Origin of the sequence: Pedobacter superstes, assembly GCF_037622515.1 — a bacterium.
In the GTDB taxonomy this organism is placed as follows: Bacteria; Bacteroidota; Bacteroidia; order Sphingobacteriales; family Sphingobacteriaceae; genus Paradesertivirga; species Paradesertivirga superstes.
In genome coordinates this window covers 1-22,580 of record NZ_JBBJCN010000007.1, presented here as the reverse complement: position 1 = coordinate 22,580, position 22,580 = coordinate 1, and the positions used below count along the sequence as shown (strand labels likewise).

18 protein-coding genes and 1 tRNA gene are annotated in these 22,580 nt (G+C 38.3%); 3 read left to right on the top strand and 16 right to left on the bottom strand.

The annotated features are described in order from the left end of the window. Positions 1-14: 14 nt before the first annotated feature. The 3 genes from fusA to rpsL all read right to left on the bottom strand — a co-directional run bounded on the left by fusA (position 15) and on the right by rpsL (position 3,134). The gene (gene fusA, locus WG906_RS16480; RefSeq protein ID WP_339993944.1) at positions 15-2,126 is read right to left on the bottom strand and encodes an elongation factor G; all 2,112 of its coding nucleotides are present in this window, start codon (positions 2,124-2,126) and stop codon (positions 15-17) included. A gap of 99 nt (positions 2,127-2,225) precedes the next feature. Then, on the bottom strand, positions 2,226-2,693 hold the full coding sequence (rpsG, locus tag WG906_RS16475; RefSeq protein ID WP_339993943.1) for a 30S ribosomal protein S7: 468 nt from the start codon (positions 2,691-2,693) through the stop codon (positions 2,226-2,228). 18 nt (positions 2,694-2,711) lie between these two features. After that, on the bottom strand, positions 2,712-3,134 hold the full coding sequence (gene rpsL, locus WG906_RS16470; protein WP_339993942.1) for a 30S ribosomal protein S12: 423 nt from the start codon (positions 3,132-3,134) through the stop codon (positions 2,712-2,714). 385 nt (positions 3,135-3,519) lie between these two features. Here rpsL and WG906_RS16465 point away from each other — a divergent pair, with 385 nt between their 5' ends. Then, a complete protein-coding gene (locus WG906_RS16465) occupies positions 3,520-5,964 on the top strand; it encodes an HRDC domain-containing protein (RefSeq protein ID WP_339993941.1) in 2,445 nt (814 codons plus the stop codon). Positions 5,965-6,338: 374 nt separating this feature from the next. Here WG906_RS16465 and WG906_RS16460 read toward each other — a convergent pair whose 3' ends face one another. The 6 genes from WG906_RS16460 to WG906_RS16435 all read right to left on the bottom strand — a co-directional run bounded on the left by WG906_RS16460 (position 6,339) and on the right by WG906_RS16435 (position 11,280). Beyond that, positions 6,339-8,318, bottom strand: a complete 1,980-nt coding sequence (locus WG906_RS16460) for a M1 family metallopeptidase (RefSeq protein ID WP_339993940.1) — start codon at positions 8,316-8,318, stop codon at positions 6,339-6,341. 115 nt (positions 8,319-8,433) lie between these two features. Continuing rightward, on the bottom strand, positions 8,434-8,778 hold the full coding sequence (locus tag WG906_RS16455; RefSeq protein ID WP_339993939.1) for an ArsC family reductase: 345 nt from the start codon (positions 8,776-8,778) through the stop codon (positions 8,434-8,436). Positions 8,779-8,806: 28 nt separating this feature from the next. Next, positions 8,807-9,367: an aminoacyl-tRNA hydrolase gene (pth, locus tag WG906_RS16450; RefSeq protein ID WP_339993938.1), complete on the bottom strand. Its 561-nt coding sequence runs from the start codon at positions 9,365-9,367 to the stop codon at positions 8,807-8,809. A gap of 127 nt (positions 9,368-9,494) precedes the next feature. After that, the gene (locus WG906_RS16445) at positions 9,495-10,076 is read right to left on the bottom strand and encodes a 50S ribosomal protein L25/general stress protein Ctc (RefSeq protein WP_339993937.1); all 582 of its coding nucleotides are present in this window, start codon (positions 10,074-10,076) and stop codon (positions 9,495-9,497) included. Between the two features lie 92 nt (positions 10,077-10,168). Next, on the bottom strand, positions 10,169-11,116 hold the full coding sequence (locus tag WG906_RS16440) for a ribose-phosphate pyrophosphokinase (RefSeq protein WP_339993936.1): 948 nt from the start codon (positions 11,114-11,116) through the stop codon (positions 10,169-10,171). A 93-nt stretch (positions 11,117-11,209) separates the two neighbouring features. Next, positions 11,210-11,280 (bottom strand) — tRNA-Gln (locus WG906_RS16435). A 201-nt stretch (positions 11,281-11,481) separates the two neighbouring features. Here WG906_RS16435 and WG906_RS16430 point away from each other — a divergent pair. Further along, entirely contained in the window at positions 11,482-14,499 is a 3,018-nt protein-coding gene (locus WG906_RS16430) for a glycosyltransferase family 117 protein (protein ID WP_339993935.1), read from the top strand. An 82-nt stretch (positions 14,500-14,581) separates the two neighbouring features. Here the strand turns inward: WG906_RS16430 and WG906_RS16425 are convergent, their stop codons facing one another. Continuing rightward, a complete protein-coding gene (locus tag WG906_RS16425; RefSeq protein ID WP_339993934.1) occupies positions 14,582-15,535 on the bottom strand; it encodes an acetyl-CoA carboxylase carboxyltransferase subunit alpha in 954 nt (317 codons plus the stop codon). A gap of 136 nt (positions 15,536-15,671) precedes the next feature. On the opposite strand from WG906_RS16425, the gene WG906_RS16420 reads away from it, so the two are divergent. After that, complete coding sequence (locus WG906_RS16420; protein WP_339993933.1) at positions 15,672-16,652, top strand: glycoside hydrolase family 43 protein; 981 nt, start codon at positions 15,672-15,674, stop codon at positions 16,650-16,652. 109 nt (positions 16,653-16,761) lie between these two features. Here the strand turns inward: WG906_RS16420 and phoU are convergent, their stop codons facing one another. The 6 genes from phoU to WG906_RS16390 form a co-directional block, all read right to left on the bottom strand. Then, positions 16,762-17,439: a phosphate signaling complex protein PhoU gene (gene phoU / locus WG906_RS16415; protein WP_339993932.1), complete on the bottom strand. Its 678-nt coding sequence runs from the start codon at positions 17,437-17,439 to the stop codon at positions 16,762-16,764. A gap of 12 nt (positions 17,440-17,451) precedes the next feature. Further along, positions 17,452-18,204, bottom strand: a complete 753-nt coding sequence (pstB, locus tag WG906_RS16410; protein ID WP_339993931.1) for a phosphate ABC transporter ATP-binding protein PstB — start codon at positions 18,202-18,204, stop codon at positions 17,452-17,454. Positions 18,205-18,212: 8 nt separating this feature from the next. Then, a complete protein-coding gene (pstA, locus tag WG906_RS16405) occupies positions 18,213-19,070 on the bottom strand; it encodes a phosphate ABC transporter permease PstA (RefSeq protein WP_339993930.1) in 858 nt (285 codons plus the stop codon). Beyond that, positions 19,063-19,941, bottom strand: coding sequence for a phosphate ABC transporter permease subunit PstC (gene pstC / locus WG906_RS16400; RefSeq protein WP_339993929.1), 879 nt, complete (start codon positions 19,939-19,941; stop codon positions 19,063-19,065). Before pstC ends, pstA begins: the two co-directional genes overlap by 8 nt. A 104-nt stretch (positions 19,942-20,045) precedes the next feature. Next, positions 20,046-21,065, bottom strand: a complete 1,020-nt coding sequence (locus WG906_RS16395) for a PstS family phosphate ABC transporter substrate-binding protein (protein WP_339993928.1) — start codon at positions 21,063-21,065, stop codon at positions 20,046-20,048. Between the two features lie 447 nt (positions 21,066-21,512). Further along, the gene (locus WG906_RS16390) at positions 21,513-21,926 is read right to left on the bottom strand and encodes a DUF4890 domain-containing protein (RefSeq protein ID WP_339993927.1); all 414 of its coding nucleotides are present in this window, start codon (positions 21,924-21,926) and stop codon (positions 21,513-21,515) included. Positions 21,927-22,580 lie beyond the last annotated feature (654 nt).

Here is a 22,580-nt window from a genome sequence, read left to right as displayed (position 1 = left end):
TTAAGATGCTTAAATTACACTCCGGCTTTTTTACCTTTTACTTTAGCAATTACTTCATCCTGCACATTTCTTGGAGCTTCTTCGTAATGATCAAATTCCATTGTAGAAGTTGCACGGCCAGAAGTAATAGTACGTAACTGAGTTACATAACCAAACATTTCTGAAAGAGGCACAGTAGCTTTAATTACTTGTGAACCAGCACGAGAATCCATACCTAAAAGTTGACCACGACGACGGTTCATATCACCAATTACATCACCCATATTTTCTTCAGGTGTAAGTATTTCTACTTTCATAATTGGCTCCATTAATACCGGGCGTGCTTTTGGCAATGCTTCACGGAAAGCTGAACGTGCACAAATCTCAAAAGATAAAGCATCTGAATCGACTGCGTGGAATGAACCATCAATCAAACGAACTTTCATATCAGGAAGAGGATAACCGGCTAACACACCATTTGCCATAGCAGCAGCAAATCCTTTTTCAACAGATGGAATAAACTCACGTGGAATAGAACCACCTGAAATTTCATTCACAAACTGAAGACCACCTTTTTCGAAGTCAGGATCAATCGGAGAAATGATAACCTGGATATCAGCGAATTTACCACGACCACCAGTTTGTTTTTTATACGTTTCTCTGTGTTGAACAGTTCCTGTAATCGCTTCTTTGTATGCAACCTGAGGAGCTCCCTGGTTAACTTCAACTTTAAATTCACGTTTTAAACGATCCATTAAAATATCTAAGTGAAGCTCTCCCATACCTGAAATCACAGTTTGACCTGTTTCTTCATCCGTTTTTACGTGGAATGTAGGATCCTCTTCAGCTAATTTACCTAAAGCCATACCCAATTTATCTACGTCGGCCTGAGTTTTAGGCTCAATAGCTAAACCGATAACGGGCTCAGGGAAATTCATAGATTCTAAAACGATCGGGTGTTTCTCATCGCAAAGTGTATCTCCTGTTTTGATATCTTTAAATCCAACTACAGCAGCAATATCACCAGCACCTACGTTAGGGATAGGATTTTGCTTGTTTGCGTGCATTTGGAAGATACGTGAAATACGTTCTTTGTTTCCTGAACGCATATTGTATACGTAAGAACCAGCATCCAGATTACCTGAGTAAACACGGATAAAGCACAAACGCCCTACAAACGGATCTGTAGCAATCTTGAATGCTAAGGCTGCAAAAGGTTCTTTTACATCCGGTTTACGAAGAATTTCTTCTCCTGTATCAGGATTGTGTCCAACGATTCCCTCAACATCCATCGGTGAAGGCAATAACTCCATCACGTAATCAAGCATGGTTTGAACACCTTTATTTTTGAAAGATGAACCACAAACCATAGGAACAATCTTAGCGTCTAAAACTGCCTGACGCAAAGCGTCTAAAACTTCACGTTCAGTAATCGTTTCAGGAGCTTCGAAGAATTTCTCCATTAAGCTCTCATCATATTCTGCAACAGATTCTAACAATTTCTCTCTCCACTCAGCAACCTCATCAAGCATATCTTCAGGAATAGGCACTTCTGTAAAGGTCATTCCTTTATCGTGCTCATTCCAAACAATACCACGGTTATTAATCAAATCAACCACACCTAGAAAACCATCTTCGGCACCGATAGGTAGTTGCAGAGGAACTGCATTACTACCCAACATATCTTTCACCTGCTTAACAACTTTTAAGAAATCTGCACCAGAACGGTCCATCTTATTAACGAAGCCAATACGGGCAACGTTATAGTTGTTAGCCAGTCTCCAGTTAGTTTCAGACTGAGGCTCAACACCATCAACCGCAGAAAACAAGAATACCAATCCATCCAAAACACGTAATGAACGATTTACCTCAACGGTAAAATCCACGTGACCCGGTGTATCGATAATATTGATGTGATACGTTTGATTTCTGTATTTCCAATCAACAGTAGTTGCGGCAGATGTAATGGTAATACCACGCTCCTGCTCTTGTGCCATCCAGTCCATTGTTGCAGCACCTTCGTGCACTTCACCAATTTTATGACTAACACCAGAATAGTAAAGAATACGCTCGGTTGTTGTGGTTTTACCAGCATCAATGTGAGCAGCGATTCCTATATTTCTTGTAAATTTTAAATCTCTTGCCATTATATTTTGATTTGGATTTCACCGATTTAAAGGATTACACCGATTATTGATAACAATCGGTGTAAAAAAAATCTGTGTAATCTGTGTAATCTCCTTTATTTAGAAGCGGAAGTGTGAAAACGCCTTGTTAGCTTCAGCCATTTTGTGAGTATCTTCTTTTTTCTTCACAGCAGCACCTTCACCTTTAGAAGCAGACATAATCTCTCCAGCCAATTTCTCCATCATGGTTTTTTCACCACGACGACGAGCGTAAAGGATCAACCATTTCATTCCTAAAGCAATTTTACGCTCCGGACGAACTTCGGTTGGAACCTGGAAGTTAGCACCACCTACACGACGAGACTTAACCTCAACAGCAGGCATAACATTGTTTAAAGCTTTTTTCCATGCTTCTAATCCGCTTTCGCTGGTTTTTTTCTCAACCAGTTCAACAGCATCATAGAAAATAGAATAAGCAATTGATTTTTTTCCGTCGTACATCATATTGTTTACGAAACGGGTTACCATCACGTCGTTAAACTTCGGATCTGGCAGAAGGATTCTTTTTTTTGGTTTTGACTTTCTCATTTCTAATATCCTCCTTAATTATTTCTTTTTACCTTTTGCTGCGCCTTTAGCAGGAGCTGCAACTTGTCCTGGTTTCGGTCTCTTAGTTCCGTATTTAGAGCGGCGTTGGTTACGTCCGGCAACACCGGAAGTATCTAAAGCACCACGGATGATGTGATAACGCACACCTGGTAAATCTTTAACACGACCACCACGAATCAATACGATTGAGTGCTCTTGTAAGTTGTGACCTTCTCCAGGAATGTAAGCATTTACCTCCTTTCCGTTTGTTAAACGTACACGGGCAACTTTACGCATTGCTGAGTTTGGTTTTTTAGGGGTAGTAGTGTATACACGGGTACACACGCCTCTTCGCTGTGGACAGCTGTCCAACGCTGGGGATTTACTTTTATCCTCCAGAGCTACTCTACCTTTCCTAACTAATTGTTGAATAGTAGGCATTTAGTTTTTTTAGCAGTTTTTTTTATTAATTACCCCATATCAGGCCACACCTATGGCAGATAAAATTGGGACTGCAAAAGTAGGGAAATAAATATGATAATCAAGGGGTTGAAAGAAAAATTAATACAGGGCTTTTGTGAAGTAAAAATTTAGAAAGTTTAGAATCGTCTATATGACGGAATAAATTGATAATTAACCCCTTATTGGAAAACCATAGCTTGCGGTATTATCGACGTGAAGACCCGCATTCCGCTCATACTGCGCTGGCATTAGGACTATAAACCGGCCCTCGTATCAATAAAAGGGACATACAACTACTAATTATTTTAGTTTTTTCGGAAAATATTTTTTTTATCTTGCCTGTCTGAAACCTATATTTAATCTTATGATACAAAATCCTCAGCTGGATTTAGCTTACAACTTTGTTCAATTCACAGATAAAAATATCTTTTTGACTGGTAAGGCTGGTACAGGGAAAACAACATTTCTTCATAATTTGAAAAAATCATCGCTTAAGCGGATGGCTATTGTTGCTCCAACCGGAGTAGCTGCTATTAATGCCGGAGGCGTAACTATACATTCCTTTTTTCAATTACCTTTCGGGCCCTTTATTCCCGAAAACAAAAATCAGCAGCTAAAACGGTTTCACCGTGAAAAAATAAATCTTATTAAGAGTCTTGATTTACTTGTTATTGATGAGATAAGCATGGTTAGAGCCGATACTCTGGATAGTATTGATGAAGTTTTAAGGCGATTTAAAGATCACGGAAAGCCTTTTGGCGGAGTGCAGCTTTTAATGATCGGAGATTTACATCAGCTTTCGCCGGTTGTAAAGGATGAAGACTGGCAGATTTTAAAAGACTTTTATCCAAACTTATACTTTTTTAATAGCAGGGCGCTAAAAAAAACCTCGCATGTAAATATTGAGCTTAAACACATCTACCGGCAGTCTGATACATATTTTATCGACCTTTTAAATCGCGTAAGAGAAAATAAAATAGATGAGGAAGTTTTAACTCAATTAAATCAACGTTATGTGAAGGATTTTAAACCGTCTGAAGATGAAGGTTATATAACGTTAACTACTCATAACAGCTCGGCGCATGAAATTAATGAGCGAAAGCTGGCAGAGATACAAGAAACGGCATATAAATTTAATGCCACTATTGAAGGAGATTTTCCTGCCTATTCTTTCCCAACAGTACCAGAACTTGAGATAAAAACCGGATCGCAGGTGATGTTCGCTAAAAACGATCCTTCTCGTGACCGACTTTTTTATAATGGCAAAATTGGAAAGGTAGCCCGAATTAACGAGGGAGTGATTTATGTTAAATGCCCGGGAGACTTTAATGAAATTGCCGTGGAACCGATTGACTGGACAAACATCACCTACGAATTAAATTCCGAAACCAAAGAGGTTTCAGAAAAAGTTGTAGGCCGGTTTATTCAATATCCATTAAAACTTGCCTGGGCAATAACGATACACAAAAGTCAGGGTCTGACTTTTGAACGGGCTATAATTGATGCTAATGCAGCCTTTGCCCACGGTCAGGTTTATGTGGCATTGAGTCGTTGCAAAAGTTTTGAAGGCATGGTACTCCGTTCTCCGATATCTTTTAATAGTGTTCGTACAGATGGAACAGTTGCGACCTATACTAAAAACGCAAATGAGAACGAGCCTGATGAAATGCATTTAAAGGCCTCTAAAGTTGATTTTCAGAAATCTTTACTATATGAATTGTTCGATTTTAATTCTTTGAAAAGCAAGCTCTTTTATTTAAAGAAAGTAGCAGAAGATAACTATGCAACTGTTTCTCCTCAATTGACTGAAGAATTAAAATCTATAAAACAAGCGGATGAAAAAGAGATCTATGAAGTTGCAGACACATTTAAAAAGCATCTGAATAACTTATTTTGCTCTGATAGCTTACCTGAAGATAACGTCGAACTGCAGGAGAGAGTTAAAAAAGGATGTACATACTTTCTTGAAAAGACAGAGAACATTCTATACCTCGGTTTAAAAAAACTAAATACCGATTCGGACAATAAGGCTGTGAGATCCAGCCTGAAAGAAGCACTGGAAAATCTTCAAAAAGAAGTATTTATTAAAAGAGCAGGACTTAAAGCGGGATTAAACGGATTCAGTACCTTGTCTTATCTTCAAATCAAAGTAAACGCCGAAATAGATTATACTTCAGAAACTAAAAGTGCACAAACAAATCATGTCCGGGTCGCGGAAAAAATACCTCATCCAGAACTCTACTCAACTGTTAAAAGCTGGCGTGACACCCTGGCCACTGAGAGAAATGTTCCGGTGTATATTGTATTACCGCAAAAGTCATTAGTTGAGTTAGTAGAAAAATTACCTTCAAACTTTGCCGAACTGGAATCTATTAAAGGCATTGGCAAAATGAAAGTGAAACAGTATGGCCTTGAAATTCTCGAAATGATAAACTCCTACTGTAATAAAAAAGATATCGAAAGATCACCTATGCGAATTACAATTATAGAGGAGAAGAATAAGATTGACACAAAGAAAGTTTCGTTCGATTTATATAAAGAAGGAAAAACGATTCTCGAAATTGCTCAACTAAGAGGATTCAGCGCTACTACTATAGAAGGACATCTGGCACATTATATTGGTTCGGGTGAGATATCGGTTTTTGAGCTTGTATCCAAAGTAAAAGTCGCCAAAATCATGGCGCAAATCATTCAACATCCCGGATTAACTACCGGAGAAACAAAAACAGCATTGGGGCCTGACATATCATACGGAGAATTGAAAGCCGTTATGAACCATTTGGATTTTGTAAACGCAGACGCTGTTTAAATTTATTCGAACCGCATGAGTTGATTTTAAATACTATTTAGATCAACAACCATCTCTTATTTACCAGCTTAAATTTAAAATATTTAATTTTTGCCAACGGCACATCTAAATAAGGGATAAAACAATAATCATCCTGTGGTTTTGCGTAAAGCTTAATTCTTTCTCTTGCTAATTCCATCAACTCCACTTCATCAATTCTTTTTGTCTTTAAAAGCACTCTGATCTCCTCCTCTTAGATAAGTACGAAGGTATCATCGATTTAGTTTCTCTTCTACTACAAAGAATTAATAGCAGTAGGATATTTACCAGGTAAATGATCCCTTTAAGCGAGGAAGTGCGATATCAGAATCAGACTTCTCCGGTTAACCCCATCCTTATTGCGCCTTCCATACATCATTACCGCTATTATGATCAGGAAATACATGATCAGGATCTGATGTAACCGAAATAATTTCTTCGGTAGAAGGGTATTGGAAAGTCCAGCTAACGTTCCTTTGCCAGATTTCTACGGGCAAAGTTGTGCGTGAAATTTTTCCACTTTTGGTTTTAATTTCCAAAATCATTGGAAAAGGCATTTTATCGTAATTCGCAACCGTTATTAATGATCCATTGCTGGGATTGTTCTTAACATAAGTCACGCTTAAAACACCCTGATCTAATCGCCAGTTATGAAGAAACCAGCCACGCCAAAACCACGACAAATTTTCTCCTGCCACATTTTCCATAGTCCTGAAAAAATCATTCGGAGTTGGGTGCCTATAAGCCCAACGATCAATGTACGCTTTAAAAGCCCTGTCGAATCTTTCGGGTCCCAAAATCTGCTCTCGCAACAAGGTTAATCCTAAGGCTGGTTTGTAGTACGCAAGCAAGCCAATATTTGATTCTTTCATGTTATCAGGACTCGTCATTACAGGCTCCAGTTGAGGATTAGTAAGAATTGCTGCCCATTGATGCATATCGCGGGGTTTCTCTTTATACTCACCTTTATTAAAGGCATCAGCTGCTGATGAGTTTATAAAAGTATTAAACCCTTCATCCATCCAGGCATGAAAACGCTCGTTCGACCCCACAATCATAGGAAACCAGGTATGCCCGAATTCATGATCGGTAACTCCCCAAAGTGCACCGTTTTTTGCCTTCCAGTCGCAAAAAACTATTCCGGGATATTCCATACCACCAACAATACCCGCAACATTTGTTGCAGCTGGATAAGGATAATCAAGCCATTTTTGCGAATTTATTTCTATCGATGCTTTGATATATTCGGTAGATCTGCTCCATGCATTGTTCCCTGAACTTTCTGCAGGATAAGCAGAGATCGCCAGAGATTTCTTATTACCGGAAAGATTTATACGTGCAGCATCAATAATAAATGACGCCGACGAAGCCCATGCAAAATCACGGGAATTTTCAATTCTAAATTTCCAGGTTAATTCGGATTTACCTGATGGTCTTGATGCGGGTTTCGTAACATCTTTCGATGAACGCACGATTATTGTTTTATCACTTTTCGCGGCCTCTTCCCACAACTTTTGTTGTTCAGAGGTGTACACGTCTTTAGGATTCAGAAGTTCACCCGAAGCAACCACAATATGACTTGCAGGAGCGGTGATACTTACGTCATAATTTCCGTAATCAAGATAAAATTCACTCGGGCCAACATAAGGGACAACATTCCATCCCGCCACATCATCATATACAAACATTCTTGGAAACCATTGCGCTACGGTAAATATCTTTCCGTTTTTAGTATCCTGAACCCCCATGCGGTCAGATCCATAATCCGGAGAGATGAATGAGAATTCAACTCTTACTTTGACCTGTCCGCCTTTTGCTTTAAGATCTGAGGGTAAGAACACTTGCATTCTCGTATCATTAATGGTGTATTTCAAGTCGGTTTCCGATGAAACGAGCTTAACCGACTTTATCTTAAATCCACCATCAAATACCTGCCCCTTTGCACCATTCCTGCTCCCGGTGGTTGGAATAATCGCATTTCCCTTAGAATCCTGTTTAAATAAATTCTGATCGAGCTGCATCCATAAAAACTCCAGGTTATCGGGACTGTTATTGGTATAAGTTATAACTTCAGTTCCTGAAATCTCATTGCTAATTTCGTTTAACCGTACATTGATTTGATAGTCGGCACGATTCTGCCAATACAATGGTCCTGGTTTACCACTTCCCGTCCGGTATTCATTACCGTTGGTAGTATAAAATAATGGGCCAAAAGCATCATTGTATTGATATCTGCTTTGTATCTGAGTATTTGTAGAGGTATTTGTTTGCTGGGCAAATGAGGATGTGATTATAAACAACAGCGAAACAAGAGCATTAAAATTCAATCTGAACATAGTTTAACTTAAAACGAGCAAAAAAATACAATTAATTTCTGCTTTCAATATAATGTAATCCCGATTTTACTAAATATAAGGGTTTAGAATAAAGTCATATTTTAAAATATTGTTTTTAGCCCAGAGTATCCTGGTAAGTAGCTTCGTCAAAACCCATCACCACTTTTTCTTCGGTTTCCAGCACCGGCCGTTTAATAACCGAAGTTTTATCCCGCATTAATCTGAATGCATCCACCTTGTTATTAATCTGACTCTGAGTTGCGACATCTAACTTTTTCCAGGTAGTTCCACGTTTATTTACTAAGGATTCCCATCCAATCTTAGCAGACCATTCCTCTAATTTCTCTTCTGATATTCCTGATTTTTTAAAATCGTGAAACTCATACCTAACATTATGATCATCTAACCATTTCAGGGCTTTCTTAACGGTATCGCAATTTTTTATTCCGTAAACTTTCATTAAATAAGATTAAGAGAATGATCAATTTTTATTTATTATACCGCGTCATTGTCAGCCCGATACCCACTGTTACAAAACTTTCAATCATTTCAATACATCTATCAATTAGCGCCGGCAAAGCGGGCAGTTCGTCATCATCAAAAGCACTTAGTACATAATCAACCTGACGTCCTTTTGGATAATTATCCCCAATGCCAAAGCGTAAACGAGCATAATCTTGTGTGCCCACTGCAGCCTCTATACTCTTTAAGCCATTATGCCCGGCATTACTTCCTTTTGGCTTTAATCTTATTGATTCAAAAGGTATTGCCAGATCGTCAATAATAACCAAAACGTTTTCTAGAGGAATTTTCAACTGCTGCATCCAGTAATTCATGGATTTTCCGCTCAAATTCATATAGGTGGTAGGCTTAATAATATGGATGCTTCTTCCCTTAAAATTGTATTCTGCGTAATAGGCTAATCGCATATTCGAAAATTGTACAGAAGCTTTTTTAGCAAGTGCATCTGCCACCATGAAACCAATATTATGGCGGGTATCAGCATATTCGGAACCTATGTTTCCTAAGCCGACGATGAGGTATTTCATATCGTAAAGGTAAAAGGTATAAGATAAAAGGAGAAGGAAAAAGATTCATCTTCAAAAGCAAAAAGCTCCCTTTAAAAGGAAGCTTTTTTTATTCGATTTGCACCCACCTTTAAGAGGTTGGCGAGGTTTATTTTTTACCAGCTGCTTCCTGCTCTGCTTGTCTTAAAGCACGAGAAGTAGTTACTGATACAATAGTATCCTCGGGAGTGTTAGTGATTTCGAATTTATCAAATTTCAAATCACGTACACGTACAGATTTACCTACTTCTAAAGGCTCAATGCTCACTTCAACATACTGTGGCATATCTTTAGTTAAAGCCTTAACACGAAGCTTACGTAATTTCTGCACTAGTTTACCACCCATTTTAACACCAGGAGAAGTTCCGGTTAATTTAACAGGGATTTGCATAACCAAGGGCTTGTTTTGATCAAGCTGAAAAAAATCAATGTGTAAAATTTCTTCAGTTAACGGATGAAACTGTGCATCCTGAAGAATAGCTTGAACTTTAGTTCCGGCAACATCAAGATCTACAAACATCACATCAGCAGAGTAAATCAAGTCTTTTAAAGCAGTTTTCTCTACTGCAAAATGTAATTGTTGTTTTCCGCCATACAAAACTGCTGGTACTTTTCCTTCGTAACGCAGCTCTTTAGCATCGCGTTTCCCTACGTTCTCTCTAGGAGAACCGCTAATAGCGATAGAGTTCATGATAATTAAATTAAAGTTAAAATTAAAAATTTAAAAAAATCTATAGGCAGCCGCTGTGGTCACTTTGACTTCAGCATTTGCCTTTATAAGTATTATTCTTCTACTCTAAACAGATCCGAAATAGACCCATGCTCATTCACATTAGCAATTGCTTTTGCAAATAAATCTGCTGTTGAAAGCACTCTGATTTTTTCCGACTGCTGTTTCAACGGGATAGTATTTGTAACTATTAATTCTGTTAATACAGATTTCTCAATAGTTTCATACGCTTTTCCAGATAAAACCGGATGCGTACACACTGCTCTAACGCTGTTCGCACCACTTTCCATAATAAGGCCAGCGGCTTTTGACAATGTGCCTGCAGTATCACAAATGTCATCGATCAACACAACATCACGTCCGGTCACATCTCCAATAATTGACATCGACTCTATCTCATTGGCTCGCTTCCTGCGCTTATCGCATATGATAACTTCAGCGTTAAAAAACTTCGCAAATGTTCTTGCCCGATATGAGCCACCCATATCCGGAGATGCAATGGTAATATTAGGTAGATTAAGGCTTTTAATATAAGGAACGAAAATAACTGATGCGTCTAAATGATCTACCGGGATATCAAAAAATCCCTGGATCTGGGCTGCATGAAGATCCATGGTCATTATTCTATGAGCACCGGCAGCTACAATTAAATTCGCAAATAATTTAGCACCAATTGCAACCCTGGGCTTATCCTTTCTATCCTGTCTGGCCATTCCGAAATATGGAATTACCACGGTGATATAGTGAGCTGAGGCGCGTTTAGCTGCATCCGTTAACAGAAGAAGCTCAATAAGGTTATCGTAAGGCTGGCAAGTAGACTGGATAAGGAAAACATCGCAACCACGAACGGTTTCATCGAAAGAAGGCTGGATTTCGCCATCACTAAATCGTGATAACTTCACATCGCCTAACTGTTTTCCATATGCGTTAGCTATTTTATCAGCAAGTTCGGTTGTTCCAGAACCTGCAAATAACTTAACTGGATTAAACTGCAGTGGCATAATTTATTTCGGATTTGCAAATTTTAGATTTCGGAAATATTTTCAGATTAAAAAGAAGCATTCAGTTGCTATCCGAAATTCGGAATTTTAATGTTGCCCGACCAGGATTCGAACCTAGACAAACGGTACCAAAAACCGTCGTACTACCTTTATACTATCGGGCAATCTCCAAACAAAAGCGTCCTTTTGAAATGGTGTGCAAATATAGAGGGATAAAATGATAACAGCAAAAGTATTTTGTTTTTTATTTTTATTGGAATTAGCAATTCTTAAAAAATGTTAAACCTTAATAATCTGGATTGGTATTTAAATACTATTCACTATTTTCGGCGTCTATATCGCTTTAGCGAGTATGATAATAAACTATGCAATATACTAAAATCAATAATCTTCTTGGCTGGCTGTGCTTTCTTATAGCAGCGATTACCTACACATTGACCTTAGAACCGACTACCAGTTTCTGGGATACCGGCGAGTTTATAGCTTCTGCGTATAAATTACAGGTGGTTCATCAACCGGGAGCTCCATTATTTATTATGATTGCCAAAGTTTTTTCTCTGCTTGCCAGCGATAAAAGTCAGGTAGCATTCTGGATGAATATGAGCTCTGCATTAGCGAGTGCAGCCACAATTTTATTTCTTTTCTGGACCATTACCGCATTAGTTCGAAAAGTTTACCGATCTAAAGACGCTGAATTATCAAAAACTGAATTAATTACCATAATGGGCTCGGGCCTGGTTGGTGCCCTGGCTTATACTTTTTCTGATACATTTTGGTTCTCTGCCGTTGAGGCCGAAGTTTATGCCCTATCCTCTCTTTGTACAGCAATAGTTTTCTGGGCGATTTTAAAATGGGAACACCATGCGGAGGATTCTGATGCAGACAAATGGCTGATATTTATTGCATATATCATGGGCCTGTCAATAGGTGTGCATTTATTAAACCTTCTTGCAATTCCGGCAATTGCCCTGGTTTACTATTTTAAACGGACTCCTAAACCTACTTCCAAAGGAACGCTGCTAACTCTCTTAATTGGTATAATCATTTTAGGAGTAATACAATATGGTATTATACAATACCTGGTAAAATTCGCAGCCTATTTCGATCTGTTTTTTGTAAATACGCTCGGCCTCGGCTTTGGTTCTGGATCTCTTTTATTCGCTTTATTAGTTATTGCCGGAATAACCTATGGAATTTTTTACTCGATTCGCAAAGCAAAACCGATTCTGAATTTAGCACTAATCTGTACAGTGTTCATTTTGTTAGGATATAGTTCTTACGCAATGATTGTTATCCGTGCTAAAGCTAATCCAACCTTAAATAACAGCGATCCTGACAACGTTTTTGCATTATTAAGTTATTTAAACCGCGAACAATACGGAGACAGACCCTTATTGTATGGCCAGTATTTTGACTCTCAACGTGTTGATTATAAGGAAAAAGGAAATATCTTTCGTAAGGGAGATCAAAAATATGAAGTTGCGGGTAAAAAGTATGATTACGTATACGACCGAAATACTTTGTTACCGAGAATGTATAGCGACGACCCACAGCATGTGAGTTTTTATCGTGAATGGATGAAATTAGATGAGGGTCAGTCACCAAATTTTGCTCACAACCTGGGATTCTTATTTAGTTATCAAACAGGCTTTATGTACGCCAGATATTTTTTCTGGAATTTTGTAGGCCGCCAAAATGATGATCAGGGACATGGAAATAATACTAGCGGGAACTGGATAAGCGGAATTAAGCCACTCGACGCTCTGCACCTGGGTTCGCAAGACGATCTTCCCCCGAGCATTAAGGATAATAATGCGCATAATACCTTTTACTTCCTTCCTTTGATTTTAGGTTTGATCGGGGCCTATTGGCACTTTAAACGAGATCAAAAAGATGCGGGAGTTGTAGGCTTACTATTTTTCTTTACAGGTATTGCCATATTATTGTACCTCAATCAGAATCCATTGCAACCTCGTGAACGTGACTATGCCTATGCGGGGTCATTTTATGCTTTTACTATCTGGATTGGTTTGGGTGTCGCTGCTATTGCAGAAATGCTCAGGAAAAAGCTTACGGCTTCTACTGCAGGGATAGCAGCCACAGTTATAGGATTACTGGCTGCACCCGTATTAATGGCAAAAGAAGGCTGGAACGATCACGACCGATCTGAAAAGACAACCGCCAGAGACTTTGCAATAGATTATCTTGAATCATGCGCTCCAAATGCTATTTTATTCACTTACGGCGATAATGACACCTACCCTCTTTGGTATGTTCAGGAAGTTGAAGGAATCCGTCCGGATATAAGAATAGTTAATTTAAGTTTATTGGGAACAGACTGGTATATCCGTCAGATGAAGGAAAAGGTGAACCAGGCGGAGCCGCTGCCTATCACCATGCCCGATAATAAATTTGTTCAGGGCGTAAGAGATGTTATCCGATTTTATGATTATAAAATAGATGGTGCGGTAGAGCTGAAGACCCTTTTTGATGTCCTTACATCCGACGAAGAAAGTGACAAAGTGCCTATGCAGGATGGCAGCAAAGAAAATATTCTTCCAACAAAGAATTTAAAAATCACAATCAATCCAAATCAGGTACTTGCGAGCAAGACCGTAAAAGCAAGCCAGCAGGCAAACATTCTTTCGACTCTGGAGTGGACATATAACAAAGATTATGTTAGCAAGGCAGAACTGGCGATGTTTGACATACTTGCTCATAATAACTGGAAACGTCCAATATATTTTGCCGTTACTGTACCTGCCGACAACTATATCGGCTTGCAGAAATACTTGTATAATGAAGGTTTTGCCTATCGATTATTGCCGTTAAAACCCATTGAGGCAGTAGATTCCACCGGCCGTGCTGAGGAATTAATTGAAACCGAAGCCATGTATAATAACATGATGAATAAATTCAAGTGGGGCAATATTAAGGATGCTTCCTACCTGGATCCTGAATCAACACGCATGATTGCTATCATCATCAAAAGCTTTAACCAGCTTGCAGAAAGCCTTTTAAAAGAGGGCAAAACCGAGGAAGCAAGAAAGGTAATGTTAAGATCGCAGGAAGTAATACCGGAGAAGAATTATTTATTCTATTTTATTCTTCATAAATACTATACAGCTGATTTACTTTATCAGGTAAATGAAACCCAGCGGGCAAATAAACTCGTTGAAAATACAGCAAATTATATTCTGGCCGAGCTTAACTACCTTGTTGAGGCTAAAGGCGGACAGTCATCGAATGATATGCAACTGGGTGCCTCTGTATTTAATGAATTGATTAAAGTAACAGAGAAACATAAACAGACGGCATTAAACACCAAACTCAAGAATCAATATAAATCTCTTGAATCAAGATTAATGGGAAGCCTGCAGTAAATCAATGCTCAATAAGAATAAGCTATAAAAAGAGAATGCCCCGGAAATTTTCCGGGCTTTTGTCTTTTTAACGAGTTTTATATTATTCTGATACCACTCCCATGGCACAGAATTTTTCTATGCGTTCATTAATAACCTGATCAATATCTTTATTTCTCAGGATAGCAAAATCCTCTATTATTTTAGCTTTAATTGTTTCGGCCATAGTTTGAGGATCATGATGAGCACCTCCCAGTGGCTCAGGTATTATTCCGTCTACCAGGCCGTTAGCATACATATCTTCGGCTGTAAGCTTTAATACTTCAGCTGCTTTCTCCTTATAATCCCAGCTGCGCCATAAAATAGAAGAACATGATTCTGGTGAGATAACAGAATACCAGGTATGTTCGAGCATGTACACTTTATCGCCAATACCTATTCCTAAGGCTCCTCCTGATGCACCTTCACCCACAACAAAACAAAGAATTGGAACCTTCAAAACCGACATTTCAAGCAAATTACGTGCAATTGCTTCACCTTGTCCGCGCTCTTCGGCTTCAAGCCCAGGAAAAGCGCCCGGAGTATCAATAAAGGTAACCACAGGCTTATTGAATTTTTCGGCAAGCCGCATCAGGCGTAAAGCTTTACGATATCCTTCAGGATTCGCCATACCAAAATTTCGGTACTGTCTAAGCTTTGTATTGGTCCCTTTCTGATGGCCGATAACCATAACTGTCTGACCATTAATTGTTGCGAAGCCGCCCACAATAGCTTTATCGTCTTTTACAGTGCGGTCGCCATGCATTTCGATAAAATCATCGCATATCATTTCAATATATTGTAATGTATATGGACGTTCCGGATGCCTCGATATCTGAACATTTTGCCATCCGTTAAGATTCGTATAGATATGCTGCTTTGTTGCTTCCAACTTTTCTTCAAGTTCGAGAAGCGTGGCAGACATGTCGACCTTAGCTTTTTCAGATACCTGCTTTACTTTCTCTATTTGCTGCTGCAGATCAGCAATAGGCTTTTCAAAATCAAAAGATGTATTCATTTACAAATCTGTAAGACAAGTTGGCTAAGTTAGGAAATTCGCTTGCAAAAGGGAAAAGCTAATTTTTATTTGCTAAAAAAGATACAATGTCTATATTGCGATCAATAAGCGTAAAACTGACACTTAAAAATAAACCATGAAATTTAATTTTTCCTGCATCGTGCTTTTAATTTCGGGAAATATCGGTATTGCTCTTGGAAATGAGAGAGATACGATTATCAAATCTGGCGGAAATCCCATTTTTTCGCATAAATATACGGCCGATCCGGCAGCACTGGTTTATAAAGATAAGGTATATTTATATACAGGACATGATGTGGCCCCTCCCAGAAGAGAAGGGTATGTTATGCATGACTGGCTGGTTTTTTCTTCGAAAGATATGCTTACGTGGACGGAGCACGAGGTCCCTTTACGTGCAAAAGATTTCTCATGGGCTAAAGATGATGCCTGGGCTTCGCAAGTTATTGAAAAAAACGGAAAATTCTATTGGTTTGCTACAGTGTCTCACAATACTATTCCGGGTAAATCTATCGGCGTAGCAGTTTCTGACAGCCCTACAGGACCTTTCAAAGATGCCAGGGGAGCTGCCCTGATTACTAATGACATGACAAAAAAGGCAAAAATAAGCTGGGATGATATTGATCCTACAGTTTTTATTGACGATGATGGCCAGGCTTATTTGTTTTGGGGAAACACTACACTGCATTATGTAAAGCTGAAAGACAACATGATTGAAATCGATGGAGACTTCAAAGAAATTCAACTTCCAAATTTTACTGAGGCTCCATGGGTACATAAACGTAAAGGGTGGTACTACTTATCGTATGCCTACCAGTTCCCTGAAAAAATTGCATATGCAATGAGTCGCAGCATTCATGGACCATGGCAGTACAAAGGCATTCTAAACGAAATAGCCGGAAATTCAAATACCAATCATCAGGCAATAATTGAATTTAAAGGTAAGTCGTATTTTATTTACCATAACGGAGGTATTCCCACGGATGGAGGAAGTTTTAGACGATCTGTTTGTATTGACTATTTGAAGTACAATCGCAATGGCACAATGAAGAGGGTTTTGATGAGTTCGGAAGGTATAAAACCGGTTAAAAGTAAATAAAGAGCCGTGTGTTTTATCTCAGCATAGAATAATGATCCATACCTGCAAAAAACAAAAGCGCTACCAGATATGACCGGTAACGCTTTTTGATTCTGCAAAACTATTCTGCTTATTCCTCAAGTTTCTTTGCTTTTTTAATGTGCTTTAATATTTTTGCTTCCATATGGAAGATAATTTCTTCAGCAATATTAGTTATGTGGTCACCTACCCGCTCCAATTTTCTAATAATTGTTAACAGATACAAAGCCTGGTGAATATTTGGAGATTTCCCTTTTAAATACGTCGCAATTACATCGGTTGCGCTTTTGTTAATATCATCTAATATATTATCCTGGTTAAATATGGTGCGGGCAAGTTTTGTATCACCATTTGCATAAGCCTGCGATATAGATTGAAGCATCATATTCACAGTATCAGCCATTTCAGAAAACCGGCATATTTTCAAAAGATCTTTATCGAAACATTCGCCTGTCATCAAAATATATTGGGCGATACCCTCAGCGCTATCTCCAATTCTTTCAAAATTGCTGTTAATTTTTAGCGTGGCAAACACAAAACGCATATCGGTAGCAAATGGATTAAGGAGAGCAAGAATATTTTCGCATTCTTTATCCAGAGAAAGTTCATACGCGTTTACGCGCTTTTCATTAAAAATAACTTCGCTGGCTAAATCTTTATCTCCTTCAATTAAAGCTGTCAGGCTTTTTTGAATTTGAGAGGTCACCAGATCTGCCATTCCGGTCATTTCATGCTTTAAATTTTTCAACTCTTCTTCTAAATGCGTCATAATATCAAAGATTTATCCAAATCTGCCAGTAATATAATTATGTGTCTGCTCCTTTTTAGGATTGGTAAAAATTGTTGTAGTAGTATTATATTCAATAAGTTCTCCTAAATAAAAGAACGCTGTTTTATCGCTTATTCGTGCAGCCTGCTGCATATTATGCGTAACAATTACTATAGTGTATTTGCTTTTAAGCTCATAAATCAGCTCTTCTATCTTAGCAGTAGAAAGAGGATCGAGGGCGGAAGCGGGTTCATCCATTAATATAACAGAAGGTTCAACAGCCATCGTGCGAGCAATACATAAACGTTGTTGCTGACCTCCGGAAAGAGACAATGCTGATTTTTTTAAGTCATCCTTCACTTCTTCCCATAAAGCAGCCTGTTTTAGAGAACGTTCAACCGTTTCGTCCAGAATGGCCTTATCATTAATTCCTTTTATTCTCAAGCCAAAAGCAACATTTTCATAAATACTTTTTGGAAAGGGATTCGGCTTTTGAAAAACCATACCAATCTTTTTACGATGTTCGTCAACATTAATTTTGCTTTTATAGATATTTCTACCGTCAATTAATATGTCGCCGGAAATTTTCACGTTGTCGATCAAATCATTCATCCTGTTAAAGCATCGCAGGAATGTGGATTTACCGCAGCCCGACGGACCAATAAAAGCGGTTACGGTATTGGCTTCTATAGAAATACTTATATCTTTCAAAGCCTGCTTCTCACCATAGAATAAATTTATATTTCTTGCTTCAAGTTTGTGCATTTCCGAATTTAAAACCTATTTTTTTTATTATATCTGTTCCTTAAAAACACAGCTATCCCATTCATCATAAAAGTAAATAAAAGAAGGATGATAATTGCTGCAGCCGCGTTGGTAACAAAGCCGGCCTGCGGACGGGTTACCCAATTAAATATTTGTATTGTCAGAACGGTAAACTCATCCATTGGACTGGCAGGAGCAAACGGTACGTAAACCAATGCACCAATTACAATAAGAGGAGCTGTTTCACCGATGGCTCTGGAGATAGCGAGAATCAGACCTGTTAGTATCCCGCCGAATGATGAGGGCAGCACAATTGAATAAATTGTTTGCCATTTTGTAGCTCCTAATCCGTATGCTGCTTCCCGCATAGATTTTGGAACGGCTTTTATTGCTTCGCGTGTGGAAACTATAATTAAAGGCAAAACTAGTAAGGACAATGTTAAACTTCCGGTAAGGATACTATTGCCGAATCCCATAATACGTCCAAAAAATTCCAGTCCTAAAATACCGTAAATAATAGAGGGTACACCGGCAAGGTTGGCAATATTAATTTCTATAAAATTTGCAAAACGGTTTCTTTTTCCATATTCCTCAAGATAAATCCCTGCCGCTATGCCTATAGGAAAAGCTATTAATACGGTAAGCATCAAAATCCATATCATACCCAAAAGAGCCGTATAAATTCCCGCATTTGCCGCTCTGCGCGAAGGCAGATTTGTAATGAAGTCAAAATCAAGACGGGAAAGCCCTTTTGACAATATATCGTATAAAAGGACAGCCAGAACCAGCAATCCAAAGAAGGTACAGGCGATGGCAAAGAATTTAAATGCCGTATCTTTTATTCTGTTAAGCTGCGAATTATTCATACTTCTGATAATATTTCCTCTTAATCCAGAAACTCACGTTGTTTAAAAGAAAAGTAAAGACAAATAATGTCATCCCGGCTGAAAAGATTGTGCTGTATTCTATCGAATTTCTGGGCACATCACCCATGCTTACCTGCACTATATAAGTGGTAATGGTTTCGAGAGAGTTAAGAGGATTTAAGGTAAGTTTCGGTTGTTGTCCGGCTGCTATTGCAACAATCATCGTTTCGCCTATTGCCCTGGAAATTGCCAGTATTACAGAAACAATAATACCCGATGATGCGGCAGGAACCATTACTTTAAAAGCGGTTTGTAAACGGGTCGACCCCATTCCATAAGCGGCCTCCCGTAATGATTTAGGGACAGCCCTTAGTGCGTCCTCACTTAATGAAGAGATGTAGGGAATAATCATAACGCCCATCACCAGACCGGCTGACAATGCATTAAAACCAGACATATTGGGTAAAAATCGCTGCAAAAGTGGAGTTACAAAGGTTAAAGCGAAAAAGCCATAAACTACCGTAGGAATGGCTGCTAAAATCTCAAGTAAAGGCTTCACAACAGCGGTAAATTTCTGATTAGCATATTCATTTAGATAGACCGCAATAGTAAGACCGAGCGGCAATGCAACCAGAATAGCAATAAATGTTACCAGCAGAGTACCAGTAACAAGAGGCAGAATACCGAATTTTTTACTTGCAAAAAGTGGAGTCCATTCAGTTTCTGTAAAAAATTCGATGAAAGAAACTTCTGTAAAGAATTTAATTGATTCTGATGCCAGAACTATAATTATCCCGAGTGTAATTAGTATGGTCAGGAAACTACAGATAAAAAGGAAAGCTTCTATTAATCTTTCTTTTATGCTTAACATGTCTATATAATGAGTGAATCAGTTAATTTCAAGCAGCAATGAAAGTATTAATTAAAGAGAAAACGCCTGACTCAACCAAAGATTTTCTCTTTAATTAACAAAATTTATTTAACCGATTCCGCCTTTAACAGGTCTTCCATATTTACACCAATTGTGCTTATTCCGTTAGCAAAAGCTGAGCCAGTTATCTTCTTATCAAATCTTTCCTGAACCAACTTATAAACTTCTGGCCTTAAAGGTACCGAACCAATCTCTTTGGCTAATGTTTGAGCATTTTCTAAATAAAAGGTTATGAAGGATTTCACTTCCGGACGATCTGCAGACTTTGCATTTACATATATAAATTCAGGTCTTGATAAAGGAGTGTATGTTCCGTTACTTACAGTTTCCTGGGAAGGAATAATTCCACCCTTTCCGTTAGAATCGTCTTCATCATCAATAGGCACAAGTTTTAGCTTGTCGGCATTATTCTCATAATATGCAAGGCCAAAATATCCCAAGGCATTTCTATCCGAAGACACTCCTTTAACTAAAACATTATCATCCTCACTGGCATTATAATCACCACGTGATGATTTTGCTTTGCCTACTACAGCCTCAGTAAAATAGTCGTATGTTCCCGAAGCGGTACCAGCTCCATATAAATTAATTGGCTGATTTGGAAAACCGGTACGGATCTGGTTCCATGTTTTGATCTTACCCTGCGCAGCAGGCTCCCAGATTTTCTTAAGTTCGGCCACTGTTAAATAATCAACAAAATTATTTTCCTTATTAACAACTATTGCAAGACCATCATACGCTACGGGAAGCTCAATGAAATCTATACCGCTTTCTTTACATGACTCAATTTCACCCGCGGTTATTGGCCTGGATGCATCATTTATATCAATCTCGCCTCTGGAGAATTTTTTAAACCCCCCACCGGTTCCTGATTCGCCTACAGTTACCCTCACGCCGGCTTGCTCTGTTCTGAACTCTTCAGAAACCGCTTCCGATAAAGGATACACAGTACTTGATCCATCAACCTTAATTTCGCCGGACTGATCACCGACGCTTTTTTTATTACTTCCACCACATGAAGCTAAGAAAGCTACAATGGCAATTGACAAAGCGATTTTTTTCATTTCAATTAATTAACACTCTAATTTGGAGATACAAAAGTATTAAGCGAATGTTAAATAATCACTTATGGCATGTTAAGTTTATGTTAACTAACAAGTGCTTTTGCTGAAAATAAAATTGAGCTTTTGACCCAAATCATCCATTCTTAATTATCCTAAAGCTACCTTTCAATAATTAAAAAAAGTTTCAAGAAAAAACTATTATTAATTTGATAATAAGGAACTTATGCAGTAAATTTATTTAACTAAATTAAACTCCTCAAATATGAAAGCAAACTCTATTATTAACCACGTTGCTACTGCTACAATTGTTGTAGAAGTAATTCTTCTCTTAATCGCAATTTTCCTTGGAATTAAAATATTCTTAGGATAACCTCTACTTACAGCGCAAAAAAAAAGCCATCCTTTTTGGATGGCCCCTTAACAGATCTGTTGCTGTAGGTGACAAGGTTAATTTCCCTGAGGAGGACGCTGTCCACCACCGCCACCTCCAAAACCTCTGGCACCACGTTCCTGAACGTAGGCATTATAGGCTTTTTTTTGCTCTTCACTTAAAAGCACCAGTACTTTTTTATCTGTTGCGGCGGACATCTCTGTCATTTTTGTACGCATAACCTCGCGGTCGCCGTTTGGACCTATAGCTGTAAATAGGCTATCCCTGGATTTTGCCTGGCCTAGATAGATTGCAGAAATTTTCGTTTTCTGATCATCCGTTAATTTAAGAGTTTGCGGCAAACGCTCCAATTGCATTTTAACCCTTTCCTCTGGAGTTCTTTGTTGAAAGCCGCCCTGGCCACCACCTTGTGCTTTGCTAAAAGAAACTGATGCAGCAAGCATGAATAAAGCAATTACTAAATTTTTCATAATACTTAATTGTTTTTAAATGATTTGAATCCTCCATTATGTGAGCTCTTTTGCACTTCACATAGTAAACTTTCATCTGGTTAATTATAATACCAAGGTAGGTAAGCTGAGTTGGAATGCCAGATTTTTGACTACTGAAACGTCGCTTTTTTGGAGCCTTATGTAGATTTAAAACAGCTGTTTGGCTACATATATCATTTTGGCCTAAATTTCAAAGTAAAAACACGGCGTAAAACTCAACTGACCAAATCAAAACTGAAATTTTACATCGTTTAGTTAATGACTAATGAGACAATCAAACTTTAATTCTCCTTTACCGTTAATAAATTTAAACTGTAAAAACAAATTAATATGAACAACTTATTCAGAACACTGATTGCAGGCTACGGTGCTAAAAAACTAGGTGGAGGATGTCTCTCAACAATATTAATTTTTATACTAATCTATTATGCACTAGGCCATTGTTAATTGAGCATTTTAAATATCTATATTAAAACATCCTTTTAAGCATTGCTAGATATAAAATAAAGCTGGCCTTCTCTTAAGAAAAGGCCAGCTCATTATCTTATAAATTTCGCTAAATTATATTAAATGCAAATGACAGAACTACAGCTTCTCATTCACATTAATGCAATTCAAATCCTCGAAAGCCTG